Origin of the sequence: Mucilaginibacter sp. (genome assembly GCF_964263795.1) — a bacterium.
GTDB lineage: Bacteria > Bacteroidota > Bacteroidia > Sphingobacteriales > Sphingobacteriaceae > Mucilaginibacter.
Genome location: NZ_CAXVWK010000128.1, coordinates 1 through 14,739, shown reverse-complemented (window position 1 = coordinate 14,739; position 14,739 = coordinate 1). Strand labels below are relative to the sequence as shown.

The 14,739-nt window shown below is 41.7% G+C and carries 15 protein-coding genes and 1 tRNA gene; 3 read left to right on the top strand and 13 right to left on the bottom strand.

The annotated features are described in order from the left end of the window. The 12 genes from ACE5CV_RS20005 to ACE5CV_RS19950 all read right to left on the bottom strand — a co-directional run. A partial coding sequence (locus tag ACE5CV_RS20005; RefSeq protein ID WP_374951977.1) for a helicase HerA domain-containing protein occupies positions 1–1,222 on the bottom strand: 1,222 nt, incomplete at its 3' end. Beyond that, positions 1,219–2,322 carry a hypothetical protein gene (locus ACE5CV_RS20000; RefSeq protein WP_374951976.1) on the bottom strand — a complete coding sequence of 368 codons (1,104 nt, stop codon included), beginning with the start codon at positions 2,320–2,322 and terminating at the stop codon, positions 1,219–1,221. The genes ACE5CV_RS20000 and ACE5CV_RS20005, both read right to left, overlap by 4 nt. 75 nt (positions 2,323–2,397) lie before the next feature. Further along, positions 2,398–3,450 carry a DNA methyltransferase gene (locus ACE5CV_RS19995; RefSeq protein WP_374951975.1) on the bottom strand — a complete coding sequence of 351 codons (1,053 nt, stop codon included), beginning with the start codon at positions 3,448–3,450 and terminating at the stop codon, positions 2,398–2,400. A gap of 1,000 nt (positions 3,451–4,450) precedes the next feature. Beyond that, entirely contained in the window at positions 4,451–4,903 is a 453-nt protein-coding gene (locus ACE5CV_RS19990) for a type II toxin-antitoxin system HigA family antitoxin (protein WP_374951974.1), read from the bottom strand. A gap of 2 nt (positions 4,904–4,905) precedes the next feature. Continuing rightward, the gene (locus tag ACE5CV_RS19985) at positions 4,906–5,238 is read right to left on the bottom strand and encodes a type II toxin-antitoxin system HigB family toxin (protein ID WP_374951973.1); all 333 of its coding nucleotides are present in this window, start codon (positions 5,236–5,238) and stop codon (positions 4,906–4,908) included. A gap of 71 nt (positions 5,239–5,309) precedes the next feature. After that, on the bottom strand, positions 5,310–5,819 hold the full coding sequence (locus ACE5CV_RS19980) for a hypothetical protein (protein ID WP_374951972.1): 510 nt from the start codon (positions 5,817–5,819) through the stop codon (positions 5,310–5,312). Next, positions 5,816–6,730 (bottom strand): relaxase/mobilization nuclease domain-containing protein, encoded by a 915-nt coding sequence (locus ACE5CV_RS19975; RefSeq protein ID WP_374951971.1) that lies wholly within the window; start codon positions 6,728–6,730, stop codon positions 5,816–5,818. The genes ACE5CV_RS19980 and ACE5CV_RS19975 overlap by 4 nt, the downstream gene beginning before the upstream one ends. Then, positions 6,705–7,097 carry a plasmid mobilization relaxosome protein MobC gene (gene mobC, locus ACE5CV_RS19970; protein WP_374951970.1) on the bottom strand — a complete coding sequence of 131 codons (393 nt, stop codon included), beginning with the start codon at positions 7,095–7,097 and terminating at the stop codon, positions 6,705–6,707. Before mobC ends, ACE5CV_RS19975 begins: the two co-directional genes overlap by 26 nt. A 127-nt stretch (positions 7,098–7,224) precedes the next feature. Further along, positions 7,225–8,466 carry a site-specific integrase gene (locus ACE5CV_RS19965; RefSeq protein WP_374951969.1) on the bottom strand — a complete coding sequence of 414 codons (1,242 nt, stop codon included), beginning with the start codon at positions 8,464–8,466 and terminating at the stop codon, positions 7,225–7,227. A 271-nt stretch (positions 8,467–8,737) separates the two neighbouring features. Next, positions 8,738–8,811: transfer RNA gene (locus ACE5CV_RS19960), tRNA-Pro, on the bottom strand. A gap of 152 nt (positions 8,812–8,963) precedes the next feature. Continuing rightward, complete coding sequence (locus tag ACE5CV_RS19955; RefSeq protein WP_374951968.1) at positions 8,964–9,986, bottom strand: cytochrome d ubiquinol oxidase subunit II; 1,023 nt, start codon at positions 9,984–9,986, stop codon at positions 8,964–8,966. An 8-nt stretch (positions 9,987–9,994) separates the two neighbouring features. Further along, entirely contained in the window at positions 9,995–11,320 is a 1,326-nt protein-coding gene (locus ACE5CV_RS19950) for a cytochrome ubiquinol oxidase subunit I (RefSeq protein ID WP_374951967.1), read from the bottom strand. Positions 11,321–11,529: 209 nt separating this feature from the next. Here ACE5CV_RS19950 and ACE5CV_RS19945 point away from each other — a divergent pair, with 209 nt between their 5' ends. Both ACE5CV_RS19945 and ACE5CV_RS19940 read left to right on the top strand, forming a co-directional pair. Further along, positions 11,530–12,957 carry an MBOAT family O-acyltransferase gene (locus ACE5CV_RS19945; protein WP_374951966.1) on the top strand — a complete coding sequence of 476 codons (1,428 nt, stop codon included), beginning with the start codon at positions 11,530–11,532 and terminating at the stop codon, positions 12,955–12,957. Beyond that, positions 12,957–13,937 (top strand): DUF1574 family protein, encoded by a 981-nt coding sequence (locus tag ACE5CV_RS19940; protein WP_374951965.1) that lies wholly within the window; start codon positions 12,957–12,959, stop codon positions 13,935–13,937. The genes ACE5CV_RS19945 and ACE5CV_RS19940 overlap by 1 nt, the downstream gene beginning before the upstream one ends. Here the strand turns inward: ACE5CV_RS19940 and ACE5CV_RS19935 are convergent. After that, entirely contained in the window at positions 13,934–14,206 is a 273-nt protein-coding gene (locus ACE5CV_RS19935; protein WP_374951964.1) for a UBP-type zinc finger domain-containing protein, read from the bottom strand. The genes ACE5CV_RS19940 and ACE5CV_RS19935 overlap by 4 nt on opposite strands. Positions 14,207–14,318: 112 nt before the next feature. Between ACE5CV_RS19935 and ACE5CV_RS19930 the strand changes: the two genes are divergently transcribed. Next, positions 14,319–14,739, top strand: a 421-nt coding sequence (locus ACE5CV_RS19930) for a cation diffusion facilitator family transporter (RefSeq protein WP_374951963.1), incomplete at its 3' end; no start/stop codon positions are given.

Here is a 14,739-nt window from a genome sequence, read left to right as displayed (position 1 = left end):
TATCTACCACACAAACTTTACACGCCCGCAGCGATTGAAAAAGCATATCCAGCATCTGGCTGCTGGGGTCATGGATCAGACGGATGATCGTGGTCATGTTGGAGCGGATCGCAATGATCTCGGCGTCCTGCCGGTCACTAGTGCGGTCACCAAGAATAATGCCGCGCAGGTCTTCCAGCGGCGTGGTATTACCCAGTTCATGCACTAGGTCGATTAGCTTGGTCCAGTTGGCGCTATTCAGTGCCTTGAGTTTTTGAACGTTCTGCTGCGCCTGACGTTCTGCCGGCAAGGCGATGGAAATAACTTCTGCAGGTTTTAACCGGCGAATGTCCAGGCGGATACTACCCGCTATGAATGACTGATATAAGGGGCTGGTGGATGCCCTGTTCGTAAATACCACGATCTTATCTTCCAGTTCCGGCACATCGCAAAGTCCAGGCCGGCCGCTGTCATCCGGCCAGAAATACTCACCATCGGGATCAAATATGATGGTTCCCACTGGGATCTGTTTGCCTTTCCGGGTGACCATAGGAGGCTCGGCATATAATTTACTAAACAGCAGTTTGACGAGATTAGACTTACCAAAACCAGCTCGCGCAAATACAAAAGAGCGCCTGGATACTAATTGTTCGACCTTGAAGCGGGCCATGACCTCGGGCGATTTTGGTAACATCCACGGTTCCAGAATAGCCTGGCTATCGTGCTTGCCCCCATTAAAAACGAATTCTCCATAAGCGAGATAACCAAAGGCGGCTGCCTTATTATCTTTGTCGATCATCAGGTTATGACCAGCTACTTCCTGCAATAGTTCATCACTCAAAAAAGCCACTTTACTCCCAACGTGCGGCAGTCGCCGGTGCGATGGTGCAAATTGGATCTCTTTATCTTTTTTTCGTAATACGCCCAATACACGGATGTCGATTTTATATTTCAAATAGCCTTCTCTGAGATCTTCAGAAACCTCCCGTCTTTCTGCAATGGACCGCAATGCATAATCCTCTCCCGCGGAACCCGCCAGTTTTCCCATAGCGGCAACTGCGGTGATCCGACCCAGGACCGCTTCCCCTTCACTTTCCAATGCTACGATCAGGAATTGTCCGTGCATGGGAATATTCTGAAATGTATTGTCATAGCCGAGGACGATATCTGCGTGGAATTCAAGGCCGCCCTCGCTGAAGCCTTTGAAGATACCCACCGCTTTATTATCTGCGAAAAAATTCATGGTTGCCGGTTTGTGATAGTGGTGTTAGTAAAGGTTTGATGATCAACAATATGTCTTTGACCGTTGGGTAATAGATCTTTGACCGCAGCTATGACCTCGTCCTGTAAAATATCCAGGTCGAAATCAACAACCTGGGCATATTCCAGTGCTTTTTGCAGGCAAGCCGGGTAATGCGGTACCGGAAAGCCGTCGTAGGTATCCATATACAAATAACCGAAGATATCTGCATCGAAATCGGTCTGTGTATTCATGAGGTCGATCGCCCAGACCGGATCACCGGCTTGTTTACCAAAACGCGCCAGGTATAAGCTGCCTACCGAGAATTTATTGATCTCAGCATCGGCACCATCCTCATCTGATCGGGCCATGTATTCTTTCCAGACATAGGATTTCCCTTCCATCAATTCCGGCACCCTGGCGAAACGCGCGTCACCGGCTGGAAATACATCTTCCAATTGCATGGCCAAAGAGTAACGGGCCAGCACCTGGCTGTGCTTTGCGATACCCGCAAAAAAGATCCGGATCTTTTTCTTTTTAAAGGTCTCATCGATTGCCTGTTTGATCCGGTCCATCATTTCGATGAACAAGGGGCGTTTCTGAGCCTTATCAAATTTGAATATCTTACTTCGGAGCAGTCCATCCCTTACAATCACGGTATGGTTTGCAAAACCTTCATAACAGATCTTTTCATATAATACGGCCCATTCACAGAGGTCCTTGTAGGTCAATACCCATGACTTAGACACATCTTCAGGATGTTCCCGCATTTTTTTACCGGTGGGGATCATCGGGCTAAGGTCACTTAAGGTCTTGCATTTGAGATCCTTCATCAGGATACCTAAGACCGTTTTCGGTTCGCCGCGTTCATCGAACTGACGCGCACTGAGTTCGTCCGTATCGGTGGTTGGGGTTAGCGTATCCAAGCACAGATTCTTTCCATTGGAATCGACCACCCTTATCAATTGGAAATAAAAAGGATTATAGATCAATTTATTGTTCGTGCCATCAGTAGCAACCAAGGAAAATGTATTGATCGAACGGGGTTTGATCACCCGGACAGATGCCTTGATCTCAGCAACCTCATTTCGCAGGTCTGTCAACAGTTGCCGATCAACAAATGCGCAATCTCGGATCGCCTGCTTGATATAGGGTAATTCATCCGGGTCGAACATGGCTCAAATAGTTAGGGTCGCGTAAACGTCAATTTCTTCTACATAGGTCCCGGTTTGTCCCTTGAACTGATTCGCCTGGCGCTTGGCCGATAGAGGTTCTCCGGCAGACCGGAGCGCTTTCAGTTCCCAACCACAGTCTGCCATGCTCAGAGATTCTTTGATGATCTGCCGGGGAGTTTTAACAGACAAACTGGGTAGGGCGCCAAAACGAATCACCATTTTCGCATTCGGTTTGCATTTGAGCGCCGTGTTGGACCAGACCTTGGCCAGGTCATTGATAAAAGTCGTTTCCGAACCATGCTTTAACTGACTGGCTGAAAAGTAGTTGACCTGGTCACTCCCGCCCAGAAACCAATTGCGCAGCCATTGGTCCTGTTCGTAGGTGGACATCCCAAAATAAGGTGGCGATGTGATGACCCAGCTGATATCCTGGTCGAAAGAATCGGCTATCGAGCGGCTGTCTCCTAAAATAATCTGACCATCCACTTTTCGGGGTAGTTCTTTATTAAATACATAGGCCGCCTTTCGCTTGACCAGGTTGGCCAGGTCGACCTTATCGGCGATCAGACCATTTTTTATCCAATATTGAACGGAGTAATTTGGCTTGGTCGCAAAGGTCCTCGGCATCTGATTAGACAGATAAGAAGCCTGTGTTTTCATTTTGGGGCCGTGCAGAATACCAAGGATAATTGCACGCAGAGAAATATCGATGTCGTCCAGCACCGCTTTGGTTGTAAAATATAGACGTAATTTGCATATTTCCGCCAGTGTTTCAGGATGATAAGCTAGTTCCCAGTATTCACCCTGCGGTAGATCAGTATCGGACATTTCGGCCAATACTGCCCGGCAGCGGGCATCGATCTCGTTTTCTGATACATAGAGTAATTTACTTTGCGCTACGGCCTGCGCAATAGGGTTACTGTCAACACCATAAGAATTTAATCCCAGCAAGCGTGCAGCAAAATTTGTAGTTCCCCGCCCGCAGAAGGGATCGTAAACCAAATCCGTTTTCCTAGCACGCTGCAAAGTTTGAAACGGAAAAGCCAAAGGAAACATCGTAAAATAAGGGCATATCGTATTAAGTCTAAGCCTAGGATGTGATCGGTTATGTATCTGAATAGGTTCCTTTTTCATACAGCCGCAACGACGTCTCCCTCGTTATAGTTTAAAATCAGCGCACTGAACTGATCGATGATCACCAGCCCTTTTGTACTTAACGGTGACATCAGATCATAGTGGATAATCCGATCAAAAAAACAGTTTGCTGATCGAAAAATAAAATTGAATAAATTGCTATTGTTGAGGATTATGGTCATGGAGTTGGATCACGCTTAGGGCAGCTAAAGCTATAAATGTTTTTTAAATTTACGATTTTTTAAATTGAAGATGGCTTGGCCTATAAAAATAACAAAACTGAAGGATTAATTTTAGCTGGCCCTTCATGTAAAATCTGCGGCGCCAGGCAACGCAATATATCAGAAAGCAGATACAGGAAGTTATAGAGCTGATCAGTTACTCCAACTGTTAGCTTTTTGAGGTTCGGTTTACCTCATTCACAGACGGAGGTTCCTATTCTGGAAAGATCAATAGTTCTAACTTTTTTGATTATTAATTGCGATAAAGCGTATCGCTCAGCAACCGTTCCAACTGCAGTTCGACGATATCCCGATCATTCTACATCTAATCTGCAAATAATTTAGTTGTACGATCGCTGCCATAACCGAACATACTATTCCATTTTCAACGCTTAAGCAACCAAAAGCGAAAACAACGGAAGCTGTCAAGGGTGAGTGCCTGCCTTAAAAACAAATATAAGGCACTCATTTTATATACCCTTTACTGCTTTCGTTGTGCAGGCTATCTTTGCGTCTAGCGGTGAGAATATGATGAAATAATTAACCAAGTCTTCGCAGGTATGCCGAGGAACGAGCGTATTCCTGCGCTATTTAGCGAGGCTGGTGACGAAATGGAACCCGGCGCGATAGCGCGTGGTGTAATGTAGTAATCTGCCGCAGCGATTATAGCAGTCCTTTATTGTTTGCTATAATACCTTAAATTAATGTTTAGCTGCGTGAATTTGCTTAGAAGTATTTATCAGGCTTGGATTAGTGTAAGTATCAGAAGTAGGTATCAATTTATAGTGCCTGTTAAAGGCTTCCTGTCTAACTTTGAAATAATCAGCCAGTTTTCTAATAACTTCTTTAGACAGTCCCTTTTTATAGTTTAATATATCAGATACATAACCCTTACTAATGCCCAGTATCTCAACTAAATGCTGCGGTTTTAAATGATGATCCTGCATAAAGGAACGTAGTAAAGTAATAGGATCGCTTTCTTTAAACGTGTTATTTTCTTCATCAAATTTCTCGATCAATAGCGTTAACAAATCAATTTCATCCTGTATTGCATTATTAACACCACCAGAGAGCAAGTCTTCCAATTGATTACAATAGTCCTCGTATTGGCTTTTATCTTTTATGACGGTGTATTTTAAATCTGTTGTTTCCATCTTCAATAGAGATTAATTGTATACTGTTCACTCTGTTTGCAAACTTTATCGTATTCCGCATGAGTACCTAGCCAGCAAACAAAAAGATGTATTTGCTTTGTTCCGAACACGTATTTGCAGATCATCCGGTAATTATTGCCACCAATATCAAATACAACCCTGTTACTGCTTTTCCCTAACAGATCAGCAGTGTTATAAGTAAATTTCATATCGCCGGGCTGTTGCCAGTCAGCAAACTTTAACTTTTCAGTCCAGTCTTCCAGAGAAGATTTACTACGTGGTTGAAGCTTCGCAAACTCTTCAAGCGTTTGTTTTTTAATCAGATGAATTTTCATCTTGTGCAAATTTAAATAAAAGTTCACAAAAAGAGAACTTTCAGAATGAAATATTTATTTTTCAGTATGGATTATCGGTTAGCTTTTTCCCAAGCTTCAACCATACGCTTTTTTACTACCTTACTATCTGCATGATCATTCATATAATTCCATGCTTTGACGTACTGGTCAGCCTGTTGATTGTACTCTTTTATCCTCCAAACGTCTAATCCTTTCTGTGCCAAAGCAAATAAGAAGACTAATCCCATTAACAGAATTCCCCAGGGAATAAGGCGACCGAAGACAATTTTATAGTATTGTCCCTGATTGGTTTCCGGAAATAACAGAAAACGATATTGCTTTAAAGGCTGCCGTTTTAAATCCAATTGCTGGATCTGTTGTGATAGCTTATCAATCAGTACATTGTCTTTATTTTGCTTGAGCTCATGAAGTTGAACGCTTATATCACACAACTCCTTTTTATAGTCAGGTATCCTTATTTCAGGAATTTTAACTTCTTTCTTTTCATAACCGTTAATGGTCACGATCACTTGTTGCAATACTTCCTCTATTGCTTCAAGCTTTTCAAGTGTATCATTCATATCCTTCTTCCTTTCTTAAGTTTACGTTTAGTTCTTAATAACTCAACTGGTGTTTGGGCGTCCTGTTCGTGGTCGGGTTCTAATAATTTGCCTAATAATGATGCTCTGTGTTTATCACTGAATGAATTACTGAGTGGTAATGTATTGTCATTTATTGACGCGATTGCCTGTCGCTGCGCCTGTTTTTTATTCAATTCAATAAGCTGATTTAATTTGCCGTAGCTTAAACCCCGGTCTATTTCGGAACCTTTGAATTTGGTAATGCCCTTACTAAAGCTGATTCCTTGCACAATGTCAGTTCCGCTTAAATACTTATAATGAGTTTGAATTCCTTGCTTAAGAAGAGCTGCTTCCAAATGCTGCCAGTTTTGCGCAACTTTAGATACCGCTTTAATGGCATCATATATTTCATATTTTATTTGATCTGAACCTTTAAGACGTTGCCTGTTCACTTGTGCTTTACCCTCCGCTAAATGGTAGCCATATTTCAAGGTAATTTCTTTGCATACTTTCGCATTAACTACTTTCTGGTAACGGTCAGTGATGGTCTGCCCATCATTACCCACGCGATTGTAAACCAAGTGTAAATGCGGATGCTGCCTGTCGGTATGTTGCACAATCAGATATTGCGTATCTCTAATTTTCATTTTGTGCATATACTCCTTTGCCCGCTCAACCATGATCGCATCGTTAAGCTTCGCTTTGTCTTCTGCACTCCAACTTAAAACGATATGACCAACAGCTTGTCCCAAGTTCGGATTTAGCTTTCGCTGAAAATTAAAGTCGCTGGTAATATCCTTAACGCTCGTTGTTCGCACGCCGCTTGCATCTAATATGCTCGCTTCCTCCCGCTGCAAATTGTAGGCTATGCACCCGGCAAAACTTCTACCTGTAATCACTTTCCCTATCATCGCCAATTATTTTTTTGAGCAATTCATTTATTTCAGCCATGAGCAACCTGCAATTTCTCTGGACGCTAAGCAACCCGTTTAAGTGAGCCAGGTGTGTAAGCTGATTAAGGTTATTTGCCATGCCCGCCAGTACTCGCATATGCCCTGCTTCTCCGGTTGTTAAACGAGATACGACTTTCGACTTCTGTGCCGACTTTCTAAAAAAATCACTGATTGATGTCCCGGCGTTTTTGGCTTTAGTGGCAATAGTAAATTGCTCCAAATCCGTTAATCTTATCATATAAATATGGCACCGTTTTATTTTCTTTTGTGGTCTTCCGCCTTTGCTTCGGATCACTTTTTCTATTTTAATTTTCGAATCTTCCATCACTGCCTCCTTTAAATTAATTTAACCTTATGCAACCAACGGGCGCAGAAGGCAAGTTTGCCGTTTAGCCGTTAAGGCGAAACGAGTTTTTGTATAGCAAAAACACAAACTTGCTCTTTACTATCGGTTATGCCTGTTTCAGGCGTTCTCTTAAGATTTTCATATCAGTACTAACCTTCTTTTTCTTGACCTTAGAATAGATCTGTGTTGTGCGTATGCTCGAATGTCCAAGCATTTTAGATACGCTTTCCATTGGTACGCCATTCTCCAAAGTCACGGTAGTCGCAAACGTGTGCCTTGCGATGTGATAGGTTAAAGCGAAATTCAAGTTCGCCATTTTGCTGATAACTTTAAGATAGCGATTGGTAGCCTGGTTTGAATAGATAGGAAAGACGGTACCGGTATAAGAAGCGATTGGATGACCTCTATATTTTTTGATGAGTTCGATGGCTTCCGGCAACAATAAAACATGAAATTTCTTACCTGAAAAATTAGCCGTTTTCTGCCTTACCATTTCGATCCACTTTTCGCCTTCTATATCGGTTACTAAGTGTTCACTACTTAAGTTGCATACATCCGCAAAAGCCAAACCTGTATAGCAGCTAAATACAAAAGTGTCCCTTACTATCTCTTGTCCATGAATATCAAAGTTTAAGGCTTTGATAGTTTCCAACTCCTCCAATTCCAAGCACTGCCTGTCCTTGTGGATCATGTGACGCTCGAAACGAAGGAAAGGGTCTTTAACTATCCAATCGTTTTTAAGTGCGATATTGATCATCTTGCGTAGCCGCTCAATGTGCTTCATGACCGTATTGTTGGTACACGGCCGCTGACCTTTATCCGGTTCACGTTGGCGTAAGTAGATCTCAAAATCAATAATGAATTTGTAATCAAGTTGAGAAAGGTAAATGTCCGTACGCTTTTTTCGTTTAACCAAAAACTCTTTAACATATCGCTCGGTACTGTAGTAGTTTTTCATCGTGCCTGGCTCCAGTAGCTTTTTGACCTCTGTGTTATGATAGTTCATTAGAAAAAGCAAAGTAGTTTGCTCTTCCTCGCCATCGCTTTCCAGAAAAGTTTTGATGCTATCAGCAGTCAGAACTTCTTTATTGTAACGCAGGGTGTCATAAGCTGAATTAATCTCCGTGCGCGTCTGCCGCACCTTTTCCTGTACCTCTTTTAATTCCTTATCGGCTCCAATTACTTTTTGAAATTTATGATCCCAGGATATCAACTTGAGCCGTCGTTTCAAAGAAATGTCGACGAACTTCTTGTTAATGGTGATTCGCACATACAAGGGGGCAATCCCTTTGCTTGCTTTATCCTTTTTTAGAAAAAAAAGGATACTGAATGAATTTGTTGTTTTCATACGCGGTTTTACTTATTTGATATTATCCCCGTCAACGCAAATACATTTTGCGACAAACGGATTAAATCACGAAATCAGTTACAAGCAACCACGGGTTGCGAGTAAAAACGCATTGAACAATTTTACAAATTAAAAAGAGGGTGCGATATAGGGCATGTAGAAGTTTGTATTAATATGGATTACTTTGAACTAGAATTTTGCAAAATCCATAAAAAAACCCTCTAAATCATACAATTTAGAGGGTTTTGATACTACTTGGTATCGCTTGTTGTCGGGATGGCAGGATTCGAACCTGCGGCCTCCACATCCCAAATGTGGCGCGATACCGGGCTACGCTACATCCCGATTGGGATTGCAAAGGTAGCTTTTTTGTTAAGTGCTGCAAATTTTTTTTTGAAGAATTTGCGGTAGCTTTCCTAAGCGGTTCATTTGCAAAAACTTAATGTCAAAAAAAAATTCACAGGCTTGTTTTACTTAAAAAGCCGCTAAACAAAAGATCAATGATCTCCCGCATTCCGTTTTGTTTCTTTTTGAAAACTCCATACCAGGTAAATCAGAGCAGGCAAAATAAATAAGCTGCCTATAAGCAAAGCCATTCCAAGGGCCACGATAGTTTTATTAGCGCCGTGATCTTGAAGCAGGGATAAATAATTGCCTCCTTTAAGTATCACAATGTTAGGGTAATGCCTATAGGTTGTGGTCAGTAATATCATAGTTACCTGAAAACCGGCCAGTACTCTTATCACATATCTTTTGCCGTGGTAAATTAAATACCACATTAATACCAACGACAGTGTAGCAAGGCCCACCGCTGTGCTGCCAATAACATTTCCAAAAACCCAGTTGATCAAAGGGATATTCTCTAATATTGAAACGCCAAAAACAAGTGCTCCTGCACTTACCGCAGCGATATTCATTATTTTGGCCTTGCGGATAAAGCGTTTAGCCTCCGCATCGTCATTAGTTTCGCCAATAAGGTAAACAGCCGCTAAAAAGCCACATAAGGCAACGGTAAATAACCCGATAGCAACGGAAAACCAATTAAGCCAGCTATAAACATACGCATCCATAAAGTTATCGGCGTTTGGGTCTATCCGGCCCGAAACAGCACTGCCCGCAATGATACCCAGGAATAAGGGGGTGATAAAACTGGAGTAAACAAATATTTTATTATAAAGCTTCTGCATATTGTCTATAACAGCATCATAATTTCTAAAAGTTAAAGCTGTACCCAGGGCAATGATACCCATTAGCATAATCACTAATGGTATATGCAGGTAAGTGGATATAGTTGTATAGATGACCGGGAAACCCACAAATAAAATTACTATGGCAATTATCAACCACATATGATTGGCCTCCCAAATCGGGCCAATAGCATTATACATTGTACGGCGAGTTCGCATCTTGTTGGGCTCAGAGGTGAACATTTCAATAATGCCGGCCCCAAAATCTGCACCGCCCATCACGAGGTAAAGTAACAAGGCCAACCATAAAAACAACATCACAACGTATAGCATTACTATATTCAATTAACTTTAGGGTGAGGGGTATCATACAGTTTTGGCACCATCTGTATTTGGCGGTAAAGCAAAAAGACAACGGCAATACTAAGGGTTAAATAAACAGCGGTAAACAGGTAAAATGAGTATCCAATACCCGGCATCGGTGTCATGGCATCTTTGGTTCGCATTACCCCTTGTATGATCCAGGGTTGCCTGCCAACTTCTGTCACCGTCCATCCGGCTTCTACTGCAATAAAACCGATCGGGGTGGCTGCAATAAACAGCTTTAGGAACCATGGTTTGTCAAACCAATTTCGCTGCCTGAATTGTGCAATAAGGTACATCAAGCCAAGTGCCATCATCAACATACCAAGTGCGACCATTATCTGGAATGCATAGTGCGTTACTGCAATAGGTGGCTGATCCTCCTTTGCGATCTGATCTAAACCTTTAACCGGTGTTTTAAAATTATCATGCACCATAAAACTAAGCAGTCCCGGAAGTTCCAGCGCATAATCAACCTTTTTATTTTTAAGATCCGGCACACCACCAATTATAAGGGGCGAATATTCTTCGGTTGTAAAATGCGCTTCCATTGCAGCAAGTTTAGCGGGCTGTTGCTTTGCAACCATTTTTGCAGAAATATCGCCGCTGAGTGGCTGCAAAATACTGGCAACTATGCCGAATACCGCAGCGATCCTGAAAGCCTGCCGGTGAAACGCTATATTTTGTTTCCGCAAGATCATTAACGCATGTATGCCGGCTACAGCGAAACCCGTAGCTGCGAATGCCGCTATAGACATATGCAATGCTTGCGAAAACCAGCCCGGGTTAAACATGGCTTTTATAGGATCGATGTTGATGTACTTACCGTCAACAAAATCGAACCCCGTGGGGCTGTTCATCCAGCTGTTGGCCGACACAACCAAAATTCCGGATGCAATTCCGCTGATGCCTACTACAACTCCGGTAAACCAATGGAACCATTTGTTAAAGCGGTTCCATCCATACAGGAAAAATCCAAGAGCAATTGCTTCGATAAAAAAGGCGGTACCTTCTAAAGAAAATGGCATACCGAATATTGGCCCGGCGTGCTTCATGAATGTTGGCCACAATAAACCTAGTTCAAACGATAATACAGTGCCCGATACGGCACCGGTAGCAAAGAAGATGGCCACACCTTTGCTCCAGGCTTTGGTTACATTTAAGTAGACAGGCTTATCGGTTTTTAGCCAAAGGTAGTGGGATACGGCCATAAAAAACGGCATTACCATTCCTATACATGAAAAAATGATGTGAAAACCCAACGAAAGGGCCATCTGCGAGCGTGCGGCCATGAAATTGTCCATGGTGCAAGTTACCTACTATGCAGCAGTTACAGAACTTTTTAGCTTTCAAAACAAGCTATTTGGAAATTTAGAAAGAATATAAATTTCACATTTATTTTTTTATCTTTTTAAAAGTATTGAATGGGATTAATATTATCTTAGCGACACTTTACAACAATAATAGTTCCCTAATAAAACAGATAATATATATTATTATCTATCAATAATTTATGCTGTTTAACTCAATTGAATTTGTACTTTTTTATATTGTTGTAACATCGTTATATTTTCTCTCTCCGTATAAACTCAGGTGGCTTATATTGCTGGTAGCCAGTTGCTACTTTTACATGAGCTTTGTGCCCATTTACATCCTGATCCTGGCCTTCACTATCGTTATAGATTATTTTGCAGGCATATATATAGAGAAGGCGAAAGAACCTGCTCTCCGGAAGACGCTTTTAATGGCCAGCCTGGTTGCCAACATCGGGATTCTTGCTGTATTTAAATATTATAACTTTATCAATCTGAATATTGAATACCTGTTTCAAAAGTTCAATTATCAGGATCCTATTCCATATCTAAAAATCCTTTTACCGGTAGGCTTATCGTTCCATACCTTTCAGGCGATGAGTTATACAATAGAGGTGTACCGCGGTAACCAGCGGGCCGAGAAGCATTTTGGTATCTACAGCCTTTACGTAATGTTTTATCCGCAATTGGTAGCGGGGCCTATAGAGCGGCCGCAGAACATTCTTTTCCAAATGCATACAAAGTTCCCGTTCAATTATAACCTGATGATCTCCGGTCTGAAAATGATGTTGTGGGGATTTTTTAAGAAACTGGTGGTGGCTGATAGGGTAGCGATCTTTGTAAATTCGGTATTTGATAATCCTAACACACAAAACGGAACTACAGTAGCTATAGCGGCATTCTTTTTCGCTATACAGATATATTGCGATTTCTCAGGTTATACAGATATTGCGATAGGTAGCGCAAAAACCATGGGGTTTGATCTGATGAAAAATTTCAACCGCCCGTATTTTGCGCAGAACATCCAGGAGTTTTGGCGCAGATGGCATATATCACTTTCCACCTGGTTCCGGGATTATTTGTATATCCCTTTAGGCGGTAGTAAAGTAAAGACCAGTCGCAGGTATTTCAATTTATTTTTAGTGTTTTTAGTGAGCGGGTTATGGCATGGAGCAAACTACACCTATATTATATGGGGCGCCTTGCACGGCGTGTTTAGTGTTGGTTACATTATTATTAAACCGTATCTGCGCAAAACCCCTAAAAGTGAATTTGGCGCTTTGCTGATGCGGATGGGGAATATCGCGTTGACGCTTACTTGTGTAACCTTTGCCTGGATCTTTTTCAGGGCTAATTCTGTAAGCGATGCTTTTACTCTAATCGGTAATTTGAGAACCTTTGGTGCGGCCCCGCAAATCAGCGATGGTTTAAGCAATTTTGGGCATGCTGCACTGGCCGTATTGTTACTTTTTGCAATAGAATATAAAATGGAGTACATGCCGCAAAAATTCAACTTCTTCAACTCTCCTAATATTGTTTTAAGATGGGGATCGTTGGTGGCTACCATCTTCTTAATATTGGTTTTAGGTGTATTTAATGGTGGCCAGTTTATATATTTCCAATTCTAATGAATAAGAGCGCTATTGTTACATTTTTAGTCAGGCTGGCAATTTTTTGTGCTGTTATTTTTGTTGTAGACAGACTGTTAGGGTTGGCTTTTGAAAAAGTGTACTTCAATCAAAAAATCGGTCAGTTTAGCGAAACAACCTATGCTATAGACAGTGCCAAACAGGATATCCTGATTTTTGGTAGCTCACGTGCGGCGCGTCATTTTTCGTCGTCTATCATTTCAAAAGGGGTAGGGCTAAGTTGTTTCAATGCCGGCCGCGATGGTATGATGATACCGTATGCTACAGCTGTACAGCAAATAGCATTAGAGCGGCATAAACCAAAATTGATCATATTGGATATCGGGCCAAATCAACTTGGCGTTCAACCATCTAAATATGAGAAGCTGAGCATTTTACTGCCTTACTATGAAAATCATTATGACCTGGTTCGTTACATTGAGGAAATAAGTAGGTTCGAGCAGTTTAAGCTGTATTCAAAAACCTATCCGTTCAACTCGTCATTGTTTATTTTAGCTACAAATATTTTGCTACCCGGCACCGTTAAAATGCACGATAACGGCTATCTGCCCCGCGATGGGAGCATCACCCAAACGGAAATGAATCATTTTGTTACTAAGATGACCATTAAGGCAAAAAAAGATGCTGCAAATCCGGATGTAGTTGATGCGCGAGCAGTGCGTTACTTTAAAGATTTTTTGGATAACTCGGCTAAAGACAATATCAAAACACTTGTAGTTATACCGCCTACATTGATAAAAGAATCTTACCGGTTAGATAACCAGTTGAAAGAAAGGGATATTATTGTAAACCTGAGCAAAAAATATCCTAACGTTAAGTTGGTTGATTACTCTGCAGACGACCGCTTTAATTATCAGCCACAAAAGTATTCAGATCCAAGCCACCTTAACCGCCTTGGTGCCGAAGAATTTTCTGCAATTATTACCCGCTACATTCAGCAGAACTATAAATTCAATTAATATTCTACAAACTGCTCATCAGGGTAGCAAAATAGCCAGCGCTCGCCGGGCTGAGCAGATGCAATTACCGGATGTTTCTCTTTGTGATAATGCTTGGTCATGTGCTGGTTAACCGATTGATCGCAACAAAGCGTTACACCGCAGGTTTGACATGTCCGTAAGTGGAACCAGTCGCTACCGGTTTTAACACACTCTTCACACACATTATCATCGCTTAGTTTTACCTGGGTTATTTGTTGTAAATGGCTGCATAAAGATGGGTCGTCCATGATCGTAGTACTTAAGTTTAATATTGAAATCTAATATACAAAAGGTTATTACTAATTAAAACCAGCTTAATCAAAACATTCCAGCAGTAAAATCATTATCACGGTACACCGTATGGCATCATCAAAAGCATCTATCTATAGCGCACTGGCAGCCAATTTGTTAATCGCTGTTACTAAATTCATAGCCGGCGCTATTAGTAATAGTGGTGCAATGATAGCCGAAGGCATCCATTCTGTTGTAGATACAGTCAACGAGTTACTATTGTTGCTTGGATTGCATCAAAGCAAAAAAAAGCCCGATGCTACACACCCTTTCGGCTACGGTAAGGAGCTTTACTTTTGGTCGTTTATTGTATCGATTTTAATTTTTGGTTTAGGCGGCGGCATTTCCATTTATCAGGGTATCCATCACATTGTAGAACCGGAGCCTTTGTCTAACCCTACAATCAATTATATTGTCCTGAGCTTATCGATAGTTTTTGAAGGGGCATCTTTAATTGTAGCAGCCAGGCATTTCAATGAGTCGCGCGGCA